This is a genomic window from Pseudoalteromonas sp. KJ63-1 (assembly GCF_055808145.1).
This window is the reverse complement of sequence record NZ_CM147855.1, coordinates 1,421,557-1,437,872: the sequence shown is the minus strand read 5'-3', so window position 1 is coordinate 1,437,872 and position 16,316 is coordinate 1,421,557. Positions and strand designations below refer to the sequence as shown.

The following is a 16,316-nucleotide window of genomic DNA, read 5'->3' as shown; positions in this document are numbered from 1 at the left end:
ATCAAGTAGCTATTTTTATAACAAAAATATAACGAATTAAATAACGTGAATTCATAGGGGAAAATAATGAAAAAGAGTTTAATTGCAGCGGCGCTCGCTGCCACATTTATTACTGGCTGTTCTGAGCCACAAACAACAAAAACTGAGCAAGTAGCAGCAGTTGCAGAAAAGCCACAAGCAACAGAGCAAGCCGAATTAGGCACGTTTGGGGTTGATTTAACTGCGCGTAACGAAGCTGTAAAACCAGGCGACGATTTCTTCATGTACGCCAGTGGTTCATGGTACGACAACTATGAAATGCCAGCAGATAAAACCCGTTACGGTGCATTCTCTGCGCTAGCTGAGCGCAGTGAAGATCGCGTTAAAGAAATTATTGAAGACATTGCAGCACGTGAAAACTTAAACGCCGAAGAGCAACTGGTCGCTGACTTTTATAACTCGTACATGGATACCGAGACGCTTAATAAACTAGGTATCACGCCAATTAAGCCGTTGCTTAACGACATTAATTCGGTTGCCTCTACTGATGATTTGGCAAAAGTATTTGGCCAATCTTGGCTTACGGGTGTAAGTGCACCACTTGGTGGCGGTATGTGGTTTAACCGTTTAGATCCCAATAAATACGAAATGTCATTAGGTGCAGGTGGCTTAGGTTTACCTGATCGTTCTTACTACCTTGAAGATGCAGAACGTTTTGTAAAAACCCGTGAAGCGTATGTTGCACATATTGCCGATATGCTTAAATTTGCAGGGGTTGATAATACCACAGAGCGTGCACAAGCGATTTTAGCGCTTGAAACCAAAATTGCAGAAGGTCATTGGCCACGTGAAAAACGCCGTAATCGTGATTTAACCCTAAACCAAGTAAAACGTGATGAGTTAAGTGCGCAATACCCAGGATTTAACTGGGATTTATACTTTGCACAAACAGGTTATAAAGTACCACAATTAAACGTATCGCAGCCTGAACCTGTTAAAGCCATGATTGACTTAATCAATAACGAAGATTTAAGCGTATGGAAAGACTACCTAACGTATCATGCAATTAATGGTAACGCAGGGCTGTTGTCTGAAGAGATATTTAACACCAACTTTGCTTTTTTTGGTAAAGAATTGAATGGTCAGCAAGAGCCACGTCCACGCTGGAAACGCGCTATCAGCCAAATGTCTGGCACTAGCTCATTAGGCTTTGCAATTGGTAAAATTTACGTAGCTCGTTATTTCCCTGAGTCATCTAAGCAACAAATGTCTGAACTAGTTGAAAACTTACGCACAGCCCTTGGTGAGCGTATTGATAACTTAGATTGGATGGGTGTAGAAACAAAAGTAAATGCGCGTGCAAAATTAGCGGCATTTGTACCAAAAATTGGTTACCCAGATGAATGGCAATCATATGAAGGCTTAAGCATTAGCAACAATGATTTAATGACTAATGTAAAAAATATGCGTGAGTTTTTCCAAGCCGACAGCGTAGAAAAAGAGCTGAAAAAGACCGATCGTAATCGTTGGGGCATGACACCACAACGTGTTAACGCTTACTACAATAGTTCATTTAACGAAATTGTATTCCCTGCCGCTATATTACAACCACCGTTTTTCGATCCAAATGCAGATCCAGCAGTAAACTACGGTGGCATTGGCGCTGTGATTGGCCACGAAATGGGCCATGGTTTTGATGATCAAGGCTCAAAATCTGACGCTAACGGCATACAACGTAATTGGTGGACTGATGAAGATCGTGCTGCTTTTGATGCCAAAGCTGACAAACTGGCAGCTCAGTACAGCAAATACGAACCAATTCCAGGTAACTTTGTAAATGGCCGCAACAGCTTAGGTGAAAATATTGGTGATGTGGGTGGTTTAGCCATGGCTTATCATGCTTACAAACTAAGCCTAAATGGTAAAGAAGCACCGGTAATTGATGGTGTAACCGGCGATCAACGTTTCTTCTTAGCATGGGCACAAGTATGGAAAGAAAAACGTACTGAGCAAAGCATGTTAAACCAATTACGTGGTGGTACTCACGCACCAGGTCGCTTTAGAGCACAAGCACCTCGTAACCACGACGCTTGGTATAAAGCATTTGATGTAAAACCAGGTGATGAGTTGTACCTACCAGAAGAAGAACGCGTTCGTATTTGGTAATACCCTGACAACCGTTCATCGTTTGTAACAAATAAACAGCCCGCTTATGCGGGTTGTTTTATTTTTGGCTACTAACAATACTTACTAGCCCTGCCCGGCATTTACCTTTAGAATATGGGCTTGCAAATTTTTATCAATTATTTATACATATTAAGGCGAAACGCAGATGGGAAGAGCTTACCAAAACAAAAAAGATTCAATGGCTAAAACTGCGGGTGCTAAAACTAAAGTTTATTCAAAATACGGTAAAGAAATTTATATTTGTGCTAAAAATGGCGGTGTTGATCCAGACGGAAACCTAGCACTACGTCGTTTAATTGAACGTGCTAAAAAAGACCAAGTACCGGCTCACGTAATTGAACGCGCCATTGATAAAGCTAAAGGCGGCGGCGGTGAAGACTATGCAGCCACGCGTTATGAAGGTTACGGCCCAGGTAATTGCATGATTATTGTTGATTGTTTAACCGACAACAACAAACGTACTTTTGCTGATGTACGTGTATGTTTTACCAAAGCAAACGCTAAAATTGGCGCACAAAATTCGGTATCACACTTATTTGATCACCTTGCTATTTTTGTATTTGACGGTGACGACGATGAAACCGTACTTGAAGCGCTGATGATGGCAGATGTTGATGTTACCGACGTTGAAGTAGAAGACGGCAAAGTAACCGTATTTGCACCGCACACTGAATACAACAATACCCGCACAGCACTTGAAGAAATGGGTGTGACAGAATTTGACGAAGACTTAATTGCCTTTGTACCTCAAGTTGAAGCCCCTATTGAAGGCGAAGACGTTGAAGTTATGGAGCGCTTTTTAGCCATGCTTGAAGATTGTGACGACGTACAAAACGTTTACCACAACGCTCAATTTTAATCGTTAAGCAAATAATCTGAGCTCTGGATAGTAAATCTATCTTCAGCGACAACTGCGTTGAGTTTACTTGCGATAGGTTATGTTTAAAGGCCAACTTAGTTGGCCTTTTTGTTATTTGTAGAATGGATTAGTTAATTAATAACCCCTCACAACTAGGGTCTGTTGGCTTTTATAGTTGTATGCGGCCATGGATCTTGTGGCCACAATCTAAAACTACAGACTATTTTTGTTTTTTAAACGGGTAAATTTGTTGCTTTAACATACCTACAGGCATGTAGTCCCCGACAACACCATATTCTTTAGGCCACTCTGCTTGGCCTTTTACCGCAGTACCAAATAAATAATCTAAAAACGAGAAGTGGGCTGCATAATTTCGATCAATGGCCGCTTTATCGGATGCGTGATGCCAATGGTGAAACTGCGGAGTTACCATAAAATATTTTAACCACCCAAATTTTACATTCACGTTTGCATGATTAAATACGGCTTGAAAACCAACAATAATTACATATAAGCTGATTATTTGCTGTGAAAACCCCAGCACAAATATAGGGGTTAGCACTAAACTACGGGTGATCAGTATTTCTAAAATATGCTGACGGGAGCCCGCTAGCCAATCCATTTCTTTGGCACTGTGATGCACACCATGAAATCGCCACATAAATGGCACTTCGTGATACGCACGATGCGTCCAATACTGCATTAAATCAGCCACCAAAATAATTAAAAATAGCTGTAGTATAAACGGCATTTGCGCTATGTAAGCTTGCAGTGTGCTCGAAACCGCCCAACCAAAACCATAATGCACAAAATGATTAGTAACCAGTAATACAAAACCCACTATTAAGTGATTAACAAAGAAGTGGTTTAAATCCCCGCGCCATTCACTACGAAGTATTTTTGCTCTTTTCGATGCGGAAGTAGTTTTTCAATTAAAATAAAAATTAAGGTAGAGCCTAGTAAGTCTAATATAAACCAATCTAGGCCAATATAAGGAGTGTTATCTGCAAAGTCATTCACTTCAACATTCGGGCCACCAAAGCTAATGGCCAGTATAATAAAAAACCACGCAGTGGCACCCAAACGCTTATTCGTATTTCGTACAAAATTAAGTAACCCTAAGCTACCGGAAATAATAAGAGCAACAAACATGAGCTGACGTAAAAAGTCGACGCTATAGCTTTTGCGTAATTCTGGAGTCGTTAAATATTCCGGAAAGTGGAATGCAAGCACTCCTAAGCAACTTAATATTGCCAAAAAGCAAGCAATATAACCGCTGATATTACCCTCACCTATTTGCAGGTGGCTGGTACGAAATAAGCGGCGGAGTATATGACTAAGTATTGAATTATCCTTTTTCAATTTTTCGCTAGAATAGAATATTCGCTACTAAATGCTAAAATCCTAAGATTATTTTCCCTTACAAATAGAAACTACTTATTAATTACTACCATTCGGATATTTTGTACAAAAAAGTAGAGTAGTTGTTTTAATTTGATTTTGGCTGTTGACCTAACATGTATTATTAAGTAACATTTCTTTATATTATATTTTTAAAGGAATAAAAATGTCATCATCATTTTCTATTAGTAATCTTCCATACAATTTACCAAACAACTTAAATGGGCAACTCAGAATACTTTCAAATATAGTTAAAATACCTTTCTCCTTAGTCAAAGATGGTGGTCAAAATGAAGTGGAGGCTATATGTGGTGCAATTCTTTATAGGCACTTAGACCGTCATCAAAAAATAGAAGCAATGACTTTAATTAGATCCGTACCAAATGGGGCGTTAAAAGCGAAGCTTATATCAATAGCTGTTGAGCCTACATTCGTTAATAAGGATTGGGGCATATGGTCTTTTACAACGGAAGAACTTATAGCTGATCAGTATTTTCATAGTCAAGTTGATAACTTTGCATCATATATTGGTGTTGGAGCCTCGGCTTTAAGTGGAAAGGATTTATTAGTAAAGCTTTGGAGTAATAGAAAAGTGACCAAAGGTGGAGTCGTTACTCTCGTCATTTGGGGTACTGTATTATTTAATAAATCAGAGCTATCAAAAGTAAATAATGAAATTCAACGTCGAAGCTCAATTAGAACAATAAATATTCAACCTTAATCATGAAAACTTTTACTGCTCACATACTATTAACATTTTGTATGACCATGTTGATGCTTCTAGCGTGGAATTTTACAATGAATAATCTCCAAGAAGACATTGTATTTTTTAGTTCGTTAGTGGTTATTTTTATTTACTTAAATTATCTGTCTTGTTTAAAGACAGAAGAGAATAAGCCAATAAAATGAGTGTAAGAATCCTAATAGCTTTATTTCTTAGCATTTTTTATCTCGATAATGCATACGCTAAATGTAACTACAACTCTCACAAAGTACCTTTATATTCTGAACAAATAACTTCAGAAAAAACATCATATAATTTGAGTATTTGGCCATTAAGAGAAAATAGGCTTTTGGAAAGTGATATTGATCTTAGTAATAAACCAGTATCAATCTACAAAAGCATTTTAAATTCATATCAAAAAAACACTTTAGAAGATATGCTTTTTTATGAGACTGAAGTTATGACTGATATAAAAATATTACATGGACACCAAAGGATAATTAAAGCGGTATTTCAGCAAAGCGATACTTTCGATTTATTTTTAATTCAAATCAATAGCAACTTGAATAATTATTTTTTGAAAACAATTATATCGACAAATATCAAATCTGCGAATATATCAAAAGTTATGAATGAGTTAACCAAAATCTCAGCTCAAATTAAAAATGTTTGCGATAATAAAAATGAATAAACTACTTAATTTACTCATTTATCTATTTATATTTATTGCAATGACTTATCACTGGTTTTCATCTTCAGCTGATACTAGGCAAGCTATGTTTTATGGACTCGTAAGTGTATTTCCAATTTTAGTATGTCGAATTCTTTTTAAGATATGGAAAAAATAGCCTTATATATTTCTTTTTAGGTTTTAGCATTTATTCCTCTCAGCTTATATTTAGGTTCACGACAACAAAAAAAGCCACGCAGTGCGTGGCTTGGCTGGATAAAGTAAAATTTAACTACACGGAAAAATTATAAATAAGCACCCAGCGCTTTAACTTGATCTAACATGCGGTTTGAGAAACCCCATTCGTTGTCGTACCACGCCATTACTTTAACTAATTTACCATCAGCACGCGTTTGCGTTGCATCAAAAATTGATGATGCTGGGTTATGGTTAAAGTCGATAGAAACAAGCGGCAGCTCGTTGTACTCTAAAATACCTTTCATAGAGCCAAACGCAGCATCTTTAACTACTTGGTTAATTTCTTCAATACTTGTGTCACGCTTAGCAATAAATGTTAAATCAACTAACGACACATTAATGGTTGGTACACGTACCGCCATGCCATCTAGTTTACCGGCAAGTTCAGGCAGAACTAATCCAACCGCTTTTGCAGCACCCGTTTTAGTTGGGATCATAGATTGAGTTGCACTGCGCGCGCGGTATAAATCTGGGTGGTATACGTCAGATAAGTTTTGATCGTTAGTGTAAGCATGAATGGTGGTCATGCTACCTTGTTCAATTCCTACTGTATCGTTAATTGCTTTAGCAACAGGCGCTAAACAATTGGTTGTACATGAAGCATTAGAAATAATGTTGCTATCGGCATTAATTACATCGCTATTTACACCGTGTACTACTGTAGCATCCATATCTGTACCAGGAGCCGATACCACTACTTTTTTCGCGCCCGCTTCAATATGCTTATTAGCTGCTTCGCGAGAAGTAAATAACCCCGTACATTCAAGTACGATATCAACGTTTAGTTCTTTCCACGGTAAATTAGCAGGGTCACGCTCTTGCGTTAGCGTGATCACATCATCGCCAATTAGCATAGTGTTATCTTTAAGTGTTACTTGCTGTGAAAAACGACCATGTACTGAGTCAAACTGAGTCAGATGAGCATTTACATTGGCTGGGGCTAAATCGTTAATAGCCACAATTTTAATTTCATTATTTTGCGCTGATTCGTACAGTGCACGCAATACATTACGACCGATACGGCCGTAGCCATTAATTGCTACATTAATCATTTTTGACTCCTATTAACTTCACATGCTTGGCGAGCAAGCGTTTCAATGGCTTGCCAGTCTTTATTTTCAATAAGTTGTTTATCTAACATCCACGTACCACCTACGCAAATAACATTGTTAAGTGCTAAGTAATTAGGGGCAGTCGCTAAACTAATGCCACCAGTTGGACAAAAAGTAATATCAGGTAATGGGCCGCCAATCGACTTAATCATCGCTGTACCGCCTGCGGCTTCTGCAGGAAAAAACTTTAAAAATTTAAAGCCATGCGCTGCCAAGTTCATCACTTCGCTTGGGGTAGCTGCACCGGGTAAAAAAGGGATAGTTGACTCTTTTGCCAATGCTAACAGTTCATCACTTACACCAGGGCTCACCATAAAGTCAGCGCCCGCTTCTACTGACGCGTTAAAGCTTGCTTTATCAACCACCGTGCCAGTGCCCACATATGCCTCTGGTACTTCAGCTTTCATTAACTTTACAGCTTGTGCAGCAATTGGTGTACGCAGTGTAATTTCAAGTGCTTTTAAGCCACCGTTATACAACGCTCTTGCAAGTGGTGCAGCATCTTCTAATTTTTCGATTACCACCACTGGCACAACGGGTGCCGATGCTAAGATTTTTTCAATACTCATTACTTGTTCCTCATTACCCAATATGGCTAATTATTATTCAAGTCCAAAAGCACTTGCACCTAAATCGGCACTGCTTACGATATTTCTAAATCCAGTAAATAATTCACGGCCTGTACCAAATGTTTGGCTTGCTTGGCTAATTTGTAGCTCACGCTGTGCAAGCTCTTCGTCGCTTACATGCACTTTTAAAATACCATTTGGCGCATCTAAAGTAACAATATCGCCTTCATGGATTTTAGCTATAATGCCACCTTCTACCGCTTCAGGTGCTAAGTGGATTGCCGCTGGTACTTTGCCTGATGCACCCGACATACGTCCGTCGGTAACTATGGCCACTTTATAACCCTGATCTTGTAATGTTGCCATTACCGGCGTGAGCTTATGAAGCTCTGGCATACCTTTAGCTTTAGGGCCTTGCTCTTTAAGAACAGCAATAAAATCTTGGTTAAGTTCACCACGGCTATAAGCATCTTGTAACTCACCTTGAGAGCTAAATACTTTAGCTGGCGCCGACACCACTTGATGCGATTCTGCAACAGCAGAGACTTTAATAACGGCTTTACCTAAGTTGCCCGTTAATAGCTGTAAACCACCTTGCTTACTAAATGGATTATTTACAGGGCGAAGTACTTCTTCATCATGTGAGTTTTCTGGACACGCAACCCATTTAACTTTACTTGGGCCATTGGCATCACTCATAATCAAGTTATCGTCTTTATCAAGCAGTGGCTCACACATGTAAGGTGCAAGGCCTTCGCCTAAAATAGTGGTTACATCTGTGTGAAGATAACCAGCACCTGCTAATTCACGCATTAAGAAGCCCATACCGCCAGCTGCTTGGAAATGGTTTACATCAGCTGAGCCATTAGGGTAAATACGCGTCAGTAATGGTACAACTGCTGATAAATCAGACATGTCTTTCCACGTAACCTGAATACCAGCCGCTTTTGCAATTGCCACAATATGGATTGCATGATTGGTTGAGCCACCGGTTGATAGCAAACCAACCAGGCCATTAATAATGGTTTTTTCGCTGATCACATCCGCTAAACACGGGCCATCTTTGTTTTCTGTAAGCTGCTTAAGCATGGTCTCAACGGCATTACCCGTTAAGCCATCACGCAATTCTGTGTATGGATTGATAAACGAGCTACCTGGTAGGTGTAAGCCCATAATTTCCATAAGCATTTGATTTGAATTTGCAGTGCCATAAAATGTACACGTACCGGCACTGTGATAAGATGCGCTTTCTGCCTCTAATAGCTCTTCACGTGACACTAAGCCTTGTGCAAACTTTTGACGAATACGCGCTTTGTCTTTGTTTGGAATACCTGACTGCATTGGTCCTGCTGGTAAAAAATACACAGGCAAATGGCCAAATGATAAAGCGCCAATTAATAAGCCTGGAACAATTTTGTCACATACACCTAAACAAAACACACCATCAAACACGTCATGCGATAACGAAACCGCAGTAGACATAGCAATAACATCACGAGAGAAAAGCGATAGTTCCATGCCGTCACGCCCTTGGGTAACGCCATCACACATCGCAGGAACACCTCCAGCAACTTGCGCGGTTGCGTCAAATTTAGTGGCAATGCTTTTAATTAAATCTGGGTATTCTTTGTAAGGCACATGCGCAGATAACATGTCGTTGTATGAATTAATAATTGCAAGGTTTGGCACCTCATCTGCTTTTAAACGCGCTTTGTCATCGCTACTGCACGCAGCCATAACATGGGCAATATTGCCACAGCCTAAACCAGCACGAACTCTTGTTTGTTTTTTTGCGTGCGAAATACGATCTAAATAGGCTTGACGGGTTTGTTTACTGCGCTCAATAACGCGTTCTGTGACTTCTTGAATTCGAGGGTGCAACATAATTTTACTCATCTCTATTCGTTAGAGGATAAAGGCTCAGTAACAATTATAGACTCCACGAAAATAACTGTACTGAGCATCTTTGACTTACCCGTTCAAAGGTACGCTACCAGGGAGCCTCTCACAACAACCCTGACACCGGTGTCAGGGTATTAACGCATGACACTGACACCGGTGTCAACCCTGAGTAATAAAAATAGTCCTTTTTTTAACATGTACAATAAATAAACGTGAATTTTTAGTGAAATACCAGCGGCAAATAATGAAAATCAAAAATGCAGATAAAAAAAGCCCGAGTAAGCGTCACTCATACTCGGGCTACTGTGAAAAAGCGGTTTTTATTTTACGGCTGCGGTTGACTCACGCGTGATTAATTTTGCTTCTAAAATCACTTTGTAAGGCGACTCTTGCGGCTCAATAATGTGGGTAATTAACTGGGTAACAGCTTGTTTAGTCATTTCTTCTACAGGTTGCGCTATAGTCGTTAGGCCTGGCCAAATATGACGCGCTATGGGAGCGTTATCAAAGCCAGCAATAGAAATGTCATCTGGTACACGTAAATTACGCTGTGTAGCTAATTTAAGCACGGCTGCTGCCATGTAATCATTCGATGCAAATACAGCCGTAGGGCGTGGCGATAAATCTAAAATACTACGGGCACTGTCTACCCCTGAATGGTAACTAAAGTTACCCTCTTCAACTAAGCGTTCGTTAAATTCAATACCATGGCTTGCTAGTGCGCGCCTGTAGCCTTTAAAACGTTGCTGTGTAGCACTGTGATCTGGGTGACCTTTAATAAACGCGATAGAGGTATGCCCTAAGTTTATTAAATGTTCGGTAATTTCAAATGCGCCCTGCTCGTCATTACTGGTAACAGAAATAGAGTCATCTTCTAAAATAGCAGAAGCCACTCGAGCATAAGGAATTTTTTTAGACTTTAAAAAATCAACCAACTCTGAAAAGTCACAAAATGGCGGCGTAAGCACTAAACCATCAAGCCGTGATGACTGCAATAGCTGCTCTATGTTGTTAATGAGTGCATCACCTCTGAGCTCACAAGGGTGAATCAGCAAGTTATAGTTGTTTTCTTGGCATGCAGCTAATGCGCCTGTTTGCACACGGGTAATATAACTTTTACTTGGATTGTCGTATAAGCAACCAATAATAAAACTACGGTTTTGTGCAAGTCCTCGAGCAATGGGATTAGGTGTGTAATCAAGCTCTTTAAATACCGCTAATACTTTTTCACGTGTGGCCGCACTCACATTTGGTTCGTTATTCAATACGCGCGATACTGTTTTTTTAGATACACCGGCATAACTGGCAACGCTATTTATAGTGACTTTTTTCATCTATTTATTTCCAAATGTATGCAACGTAATTAAACCTGTTGACTCGTATGCAAACACGCGGCAGCACCAATTAAAGGAATGTTGTCTTGTGTTACTAAAGTGACCGGAATTTGGCCTGTATATTGCGACATAATGCCCTTTTGTAAAAAACGCTCAATAAAACGGCTTTCTAGTAAACGAGCCTGCATTCTTGGTAATATGCCACCACCAATGTAAAGCCCACCAAGAGCGCCATAAGCAAGCGCCAAATCGCCAGCAACACTGCCAATCCAATCGCAAAACTGATTAAGGGTTGCGTCACACACTTCACATTCACCGCTATTGGCTAAGCTGCTAATTTGCGCCGCATCTAAATTTTTTGCAGCCACCCCTTTAACCGCCGCCATAGCTTTATATAAATGAGCAATGCCTGGGCCAGAAAACACCGTTTCTACCGATACATGTGGGTGGTCTTTTTTAAGCTCTTGAATAAGTTGAGCGTCAAGTTCGTTTACGGCCGACAGTGAAATATGGCCGCTTTCTGAGCTCATTACCGCACACGAATGTGCTGTACGCACTAAACACGCAGCACCAAAGCCTGTACCTGGTCCCATTACACCAATATTAGCAGTGTCATCTGCTTGGCCAGGTTTAACCGTTACGTTTCGAGAAAGGTCTAAGTACGGAGCAGCATAAGCAAAAGCAGCAAAGTCGTTTATTATGCTTAATTGTTCAAAGTCAAAATGATGTTTAATATCATTAACGCTAAAGTGCCAACCTAAGTTAGTTAAGTGAACTTGGCCTGCGTTAATTGGACCTGCTACGGCAAGACATGCACGTTTAGGATTTATATGAGACACTGTTGATAAATAATACTCAGTGGCACTTTCGAGTGATCCATAACTAGCACTTGGAAACGTATGGTTATGTTCAATGGTAAATTGATTACTCGATTCGTCGAACCCAGTTATCAATGCAAAACGGGCGTTTGTACCGCCTATATCGGCAACCAGAATAGGCTCAAAGTGTGTGCTAGAGTGTAAACCCATAGTGTTATCTCTTTTGTTTAAGTAATGAGTACTTATTATTTTAATGGGGTATCCATTGATACTTATTTACTTTGAGCTATCACCTCAAAGCAGCTATCACTGTAAAAAAATGCTACCTTTAATAATAAAGGTAGCTAATACGTTTTGACAACAAAATGATAAAACGCCGTCATTGTGACACCGGTGTCATGTTAAAATCAATAAAAAAATGCCTTTATTGACAAATAAGCTTGAAAAAAATCATTAATAAACGAGAATAGCCCCTTATTGTCCTCTTAAGTAAGTAATCGTGATGAAAGGTAAAGCCACCTCATTTGATATAGCCCATTATGCTGGGGTGTCTCAATCTACAGTTTCTCGTGCTTTACGAAATAGTCCTTTGGTAAATGATGAAACCCGAAGACGAGTTCATGACATTGCCAAAAAGCTTAATTACAAAGTTGATAAAAACGCCAGTAACTTACGCACTCAACAAAGCAGCACCCTTGCGTTATTGTTGTTTGAAGACCCTACCTCTGACGAATCGCAAATAAATCCGTTTTTTTAGCCATGCTAGGCAGTATTACTCGTGCCTGCGCTAAAGAGGGTTATGATTTACTTGTGTCATTTCAATCGGCAAGTGCTGATTGGCAGGCAGACTATGAAGACAGTCACCGAGCAGATGGCATCATTTTATTAGGTTATGGCGACTATATAGACTTTCAGCCTAAATTTAATACTTTGCTTGAACAAAACACCAAGTTTGTTTGCTGGGGAGCAAGTGTTGATAACCGCCCCGACTTAACCATAAGCTGCGACAACTATGGAGGCGGAAAGCTCGTTGCTGAGCATTTGTTGGCTCATAATCGCAAAGATTGCGCGTTTATAGGCGATGCGTCTGATCATAGTCCCGAGTTTTTTGCCCGCTTTAATGGCTTTAAAGAGGCGTTACAACAAAATGGTATTACACTCAATGAACGTAAAATTGCCAATGCAATTTCTACCGAAGAATCTGGCTATCATGCCACTCGTTCTTTAATTGCTAATAACATTACTTTTAATGCACTTTTTGCTGCCAGCGATTTGATTGCCATAGGCGCAATACGCGCGCTTAAAGAAGCTAATATTAACGTACCAAAAGATGTAGCCGTAATCGGCTTTGATAATATATCTATTGCCAGTTACATTAACCCGCCGCTGACAACCATAGAACAAAATACCACTATTGCTGGGCAAATGTTGGTTGAGAACTTACTAAAACTCATCCGTGGCGAACAAGTGCAAAGCACCCTACTACCACCGCGTTTAATTGCACGTGGCTCAAGTTAATTCATTGAGTTAAACCATTTTTTAAAAGTAGTAAAATTAAGGGCAATAGCGCCCTGACGCCCTTAAATTTATCAGGTTTTATTGCTTATTTACGGTCATTTGTCCTTTTTGTTTTTATTAGTAGAGCAAGCGCTTTCGTTGCATTAACAGGCTATTCACACCTCGCTATCACATTAGTTTTTTTAATCTGAAACTGGCTGTTTTTGATGTAATTTTTCACTCGTCAATGCACGTTTTTATCACTACAATCCTGCTTTTATTTTCATGTTAAATTTTCAAGTGATCATCTCATGCTATTAACCATCGTTTATATTATAGGTATTACAGCAGAAGCCATGACCGGTGCTCTTAGCGCTGGACGCAGAAATATGGATTGGTTTGGTGTTATGTTGGTAGCCAGTGCCACAGCTATTGGTGGTGGTAGCGTGCGAGACATTTTATTAGGTAACTACCCACTGACTTGGGTAAAACACCCAGAATATTTACTGATCACTTGCCTAGCCGGTATTGTTACCACTTGGTTGGCCAAATGGGTGGTTAAATTTAAAGGCATATTTATGCGTCTAGATGCCTTAGGGCTTGCAGCGTTTAGTATAATTGGCTGCCAAGTTGGGCTAAATATGGGTTTGCACTATGGAATTTGTGTTGTCGCAGCCATAGTGACAGGTGTATTTGGTGGATTATTGCGTGATTTAATTTGTCGCCAAGCGCCATTAGTACTTCATCATGAACTTTACGCAAGCGTAGCGCTTATTGTTGCGTGTTTATACTTAGCACTACACCACTACAACATTGATGACAATATCAGCGTGGTTGCAAGTTTAGTGGTAGGCTATTTAATTCGTATGGCGTCGGTACGCTTTAAATGGCGCTTACCAACATTTAATTTATTAGAGCCCGCTAATTTAAACAATGAGCAATAAAACCAGCAGTAATTAACGGCTTGCTTTATCGCGATAAAATAGCCCAATCAGTTTTTGGGCTATAAATGCCAAGCCTAAAACAAGCCCTGCCGCTAAACACACTATGCTCAAGGGCATAAACAAGCTTTCATGTAGAACACCATTATGATCAATATATTGATACACACTGTTTTCTATCAGCATAAAACCCATGCCAAGCAATAAAAAGCAAACACTTAATGTGGCTGTTTTATTTGTAAAAAAGCGCATAATCTATCCATAAATATTTTATTAAATTGTCGTAATAGCAGTTTGAATGAGCGAATATTAATCCACAGTGACTGAGCAACATTAATTTTTTAAAATAAAAGTCACAGTCATTAAACTAAGCTTTTAGACATATAATAAAATCTGTCATCTTCTTTAACTATGTTGAAACCCGAGCGTGTGTAAAGCTTGTGCGCTGGGCTGATTTTAAAAACGCGAAGCCTAAGTTGCATAGCACCTCGGAGCACAGCTAAACGAGCACACTCATTAATTGCTGCTGCACCAAACCCCATATTTTGAAACGCAGCATCTACTTGTAGGTCACGTATATAGCAACCCTCATTATCAAAAGCCAAGCGCATTGCACCCACTACATCGCCATTTAACAAAACATCCCAATTTTCAAGGTCTGAAATTTGCTCACATATTTTAAGTTGCTGCCAATCAACACCATAATGCTCATAATATCCACGCATATTGGTATAGGTTAACTGTGCAGAAGCCATTAAATCGGCTGTGGGTTGATAACACATATTCATTATTGTCATTCCTTTGTTTAGCGACTTTTACAAAGCATGCTGCGGCTGCTGGTTTTTAAAATATTTATTTACTAATAATGACTGCAACAAGCTAGTACTACTTGATGTAGCCCAGTATAAGCCAATTGCAGAAGGGAAATTAACGAGAGTAACAATACAAATAATTGCGGGAATTAGGAACAATAAGGTGCTGGTTTGCTCTGCGCTACCAGGCATCATCATCATAGATAAATATGTAATAACCCCCACTAGTAACGAAAGCGCAATATCAGGCTTTGCAATACTGGAAATCCAAGCAAACTTACTAGTAAATACAATTTGTTGCAAAGCTTGAAAAGTTCCTAGGCCAAATACGCCTTGGCTTGCCATATTAATCACACTTTTTTTATCAATAAACTTAATGTTATGCTTTTTATACAGTGCCATAGTTAATTTTGCGATTTCACTGGGCTGGTCTTTATAGTTGCTTTTTATGCTATCTAGCTCAGGTTTTAGTGCGGCAATTGCTTTTTTATTTCTAACCATGTTAACCATAGCAACAAGGTTAATCGGCATTAAAACTAATCGTCCAATAATGGTAAACAAAATAATAGCAGCCGCTTGGCTTACGCCCACTTCTTGAGTAAAAAAGGTGATTGATTGCACAATAAAATCAGTAAATAAACTCCAAATTTCCATTTTAGTTTTCCTTTTAATATTATGTATTAAAAGTAACCATTACGACATATTATGTCAATGATTTATTTTTAACTAAAAATGGGTTGCTATTTAACTGTGGTTTAGATTCTGATATTTAGTCATATGGATATTGCAGCGCGACTAAAAATATTTTATTAAATCTAGTGTATTTGTTTTGGTGGTTTATTAATTACATGCTTTAACCAATGTGTCCATAAAGCAAACATTAAAAGCATCGAGTTTATGCCGATCATTATCCAAGGCCTCAACTCAAATGCAAAAACACTAATAACAAAAGGAATAAGAGGGATAGAGAAACCAATTGTTGTCAGTAATACCCCAGGATAAAAGAATAAGAATCCCCAGTTTGTCTTTAGATATAACCCTATGGCAGAAGTAAATAAAAGAATAATCCATATAATTATTAGCAAGTTATTTGCAAGCGTCAATCCAACCGCCCCTATGATTGAAAACATTTCCCAATTAACGAGCAATGTAAAAACGATCAGAAAAGAAATAACTCTTTGTCCATATTTGTATACTAAATCTTGCATATCGACTTACTACCTAAATTAAAAAACAAAATTAAAGATGGGTGT

Annotated in this window: 14 protein-coding genes and 2 pseudogenes; 6 read left to right on the top strand and 10 right to left on the bottom strand. The window is 39.1% G+C overall.

The genetic code is table 11. The features are described 5' to 3' along the window. The first annotated feature begins 66 nt into the window (after window positions 1-66). Together AC0L7Q_RS06690 and AC0L7Q_RS06685 are read left to right on the top strand one after the other, a co-directional pair. Window positions 67-2,145, top strand: coding sequence for a M13 family metallopeptidase (locus AC0L7Q_RS06690; protein WP_409425313.1), 2,079 nt, complete (start codon window positions 67-69; stop codon window positions 2,143-2,145). Between the two features lie 166 nt (window positions 2,146-2,311). Continuing rightward, on the top strand, window positions 2,312-3,025 hold the full coding sequence (locus AC0L7Q_RS06685; protein WP_008110544.1) for a YebC/PmpR family DNA-binding transcriptional regulator: 714 nt from the start codon (window positions 2,312-2,314) through the stop codon (window positions 3,023-3,025). A gap of 220 nt (window positions 3,026-3,245) precedes the next feature. Here the strand turns inward: AC0L7Q_RS06685 and AC0L7Q_RS06680 are convergent. Further along, window positions 3,246-4,369 (bottom strand): annotated as a pseudogene (locus tag AC0L7Q_RS06680) (sterol desaturase family protein). A 223-nt stretch (window positions 4,370-4,592) separates the two neighbouring features. Here AC0L7Q_RS06680 and AC0L7Q_RS06675 point away from each other — a divergent pair. Together AC0L7Q_RS06675 and AC0L7Q_RS06670 are read left to right on the top strand one after the other, a co-directional pair. Then, on the top strand, window positions 4,593-5,147 hold the full coding sequence (locus AC0L7Q_RS06675) for a hypothetical protein (RefSeq protein WP_409425312.1): 555 nt from the start codon (window positions 4,593-4,595) through the stop codon (window positions 5,145-5,147). 184 nt (window positions 5,148-5,331) lie between these two features. Beyond that, a complete protein-coding gene (locus AC0L7Q_RS06670) occupies window positions 5,332-5,841 on the top strand; it encodes a hypothetical protein (protein ID WP_138604844.1) in 510 nt (169 codons plus the stop codon). Window positions 5,842-6,125: 284 nt separating this feature from the next. On the opposite strand, the gene gap is transcribed toward AC0L7Q_RS06670, so the two are convergent. From gap to glk, 5 genes are all read right to left on the bottom strand, one after another. Continuing rightward, entirely contained in the window at window positions 6,126-7,130 is a 1,005-nt protein-coding gene (gap, locus tag AC0L7Q_RS06665) for a type I glyceraldehyde-3-phosphate dehydrogenase (protein WP_010389845.1), read from the bottom strand. After that, window positions 7,127-7,759 carry a bifunctional 4-hydroxy-2-oxoglutarate aldolase/2-dehydro-3-deoxy-phosphogluconate aldolase gene (gene eda, locus AC0L7Q_RS06660; RefSeq protein WP_138569579.1) on the bottom strand — a complete coding sequence of 211 codons (633 nt, stop codon included), beginning with the start codon at window positions 7,757-7,759 and terminating at the stop codon, window positions 7,127-7,129. The genes gap and eda overlap by 4 nt, the downstream gene beginning before the upstream one ends. A 33-nt stretch (window positions 7,760-7,792) precedes the next feature. After that, window positions 7,793-9,643, bottom strand: a complete 1,851-nt coding sequence (gene edd / locus AC0L7Q_RS06655; protein WP_138604846.1) for a phosphogluconate dehydratase — start codon at window positions 9,641-9,643, stop codon at window positions 7,793-7,795. 338 nt (window positions 9,644-9,981) lie between these two features. Continuing rightward, on the bottom strand, window positions 9,982-10,995 hold the full coding sequence (locus tag AC0L7Q_RS06650; protein ID WP_010389842.1) for a LacI family DNA-binding transcriptional regulator: 1,014 nt from the start codon (window positions 10,993-10,995) through the stop codon (window positions 9,982-9,984). A 29-nt stretch (window positions 10,996-11,024) separates the two neighbouring features. After that, complete coding sequence (glk, locus tag AC0L7Q_RS06645; RefSeq protein ID WP_409425307.1) at window positions 11,025-12,023, bottom strand: glucokinase; 999 nt, start codon at window positions 12,021-12,023, stop codon at window positions 11,025-11,027. 292 nt (window positions 12,024-12,315) lie between these two features. Here glk and AC0L7Q_RS06640 point away from each other — a divergent pair. Both AC0L7Q_RS06640 and AC0L7Q_RS06635 read left to right on the top strand, forming a co-directional pair. Then, window positions 12,316-13,331 (top strand): annotated as a pseudogene (locus tag AC0L7Q_RS06640) (LacI family DNA-binding transcriptional regulator). A 290-nt stretch (window positions 13,332-13,621) separates the two neighbouring features. Next, entirely contained in the window at window positions 13,622-14,254 is a 633-nt protein-coding gene (locus AC0L7Q_RS06635) for a trimeric intracellular cation channel family protein (RefSeq protein ID WP_075169453.1), read from the top strand. Window positions 14,255-14,266: 12 nt separating this feature from the next. Here the strand turns inward: AC0L7Q_RS06635 and AC0L7Q_RS06630 are convergent, their stop codons facing one another. The 4 genes from AC0L7Q_RS06630 to AC0L7Q_RS06615 form a co-directional block, all read right to left on the bottom strand. Next, the gene (locus tag AC0L7Q_RS06630) at window positions 14,267-14,503 is read right to left on the bottom strand and encodes a DUF3955 domain-containing protein (RefSeq protein WP_409425305.1); all 237 of its coding nucleotides are present in this window, start codon (window positions 14,501-14,503) and stop codon (window positions 14,267-14,269) included. A gap of 110 nt (window positions 14,504-14,613) precedes the next feature. Next, a complete protein-coding gene (locus tag AC0L7Q_RS06625) occupies window positions 14,614-15,039 on the bottom strand; it encodes a GNAT family N-acetyltransferase (protein WP_409425304.1) in 426 nt (141 codons plus the stop codon). A 27-nt stretch (window positions 15,040-15,066) separates the two neighbouring features. Next, complete coding sequence (gene yidC / locus AC0L7Q_RS06620; protein WP_409425303.1) at window positions 15,067-15,717, bottom strand: membrane protein insertase YidC; 651 nt, start codon at window positions 15,715-15,717, stop codon at window positions 15,067-15,069. 161 nt (window positions 15,718-15,878) lie between these two features. Continuing rightward, a complete protein-coding gene (locus AC0L7Q_RS06615; protein ID WP_409425302.1) occupies window positions 15,879-16,271 on the bottom strand; it encodes a hypothetical protein in 393 nt (130 codons plus the stop codon). Window positions 16,272-16,316 lie beyond the last annotated feature (45 nt).

Excerpts from the sequence above, each read along its gene's own strand:
- AC0L7Q_RS06690 (WP_409425313.1), top strand. The coding sequence starts at position 67 with ATGAAAAAGAGTTTAATTGCAGCGGCGCTCGCTGCCACATTTATTACT.
- AC0L7Q_RS06685 (WP_008110544.1), top strand. The coding sequence starts at position 2,312 with ATGGGAAGAGCTTACCAAAACAAAAAAGATTCAATGGCTAAAACTGCG.
- AC0L7Q_RS06675 (WP_409425312.1), top strand. The coding sequence starts at position 4,593 with ATGTCATCATCATTTTCTATTAGTAATCTTCCATACAATTTACCAAAC.
- AC0L7Q_RS06670 (WP_138604844.1), top strand. The coding sequence starts at position 5,332 with ATGAGTGTAAGAATCCTAATAGCTTTATTTCTTAGCATTTTTTATCTC.
- gap (WP_010389845.1), bottom strand. The coding sequence starts at position 7,130 with ATGATTAATGTAGCAATTAATGGCTACGGCCGTATCGGTCGTAATGTA.
- eda (WP_138569579.1), bottom strand. The coding sequence starts at position 7,759 with ATGAGTATTGAAAAAATCTTAGCATCGGCACCCGTTGTGCCAGTGGTG.
- edd (WP_138604846.1), bottom strand. The coding sequence starts at position 9,643 with ATGTTGCACCCTCGAATTCAAGAAGTCACAGAACGCGTTATTGAGCGC.
- AC0L7Q_RS06650 (WP_010389842.1), bottom strand. The coding sequence starts at position 10,995 with ATGAAAAAAGTCACTATAAATAGCGTTGCCAGTTATGCCGGTGTATCT.
- glk (WP_409425307.1), bottom strand. The coding sequence starts at position 12,023 with ATGGGTTTACACTCTAGCACACACTTTGAGCCTATTCTGGTTGCCGAT.
- AC0L7Q_RS06635 (WP_075169453.1), top strand. The coding sequence starts at position 13,622 with ATGCTATTAACCATCGTTTATATTATAGGTATTACAGCAGAAGCCATG.
- AC0L7Q_RS06630 (WP_409425305.1), bottom strand. The coding sequence starts at position 14,503 with ATGCGCTTTTTTACAAATAAAACAGCCACATTAAGTGTTTGCTTTTTA.
- AC0L7Q_RS06625 (WP_409425304.1), bottom strand. The coding sequence starts at position 15,039 with ATGAATATGTGTTATCAACCCACAGCCGATTTAATGGCTTCTGCACAG.
- yidC (WP_409425303.1), bottom strand. The coding sequence starts at position 15,717 with ATGGAAATTTGGAGTTTATTTACTGATTTTATTGTGCAATCAATCACC.
- AC0L7Q_RS06615 (WP_409425302.1), bottom strand. The coding sequence starts at position 16,271 with ATGCAAGATTTAGTATACAAATATGGACAAAGAGTTATTTCTTTTCTG.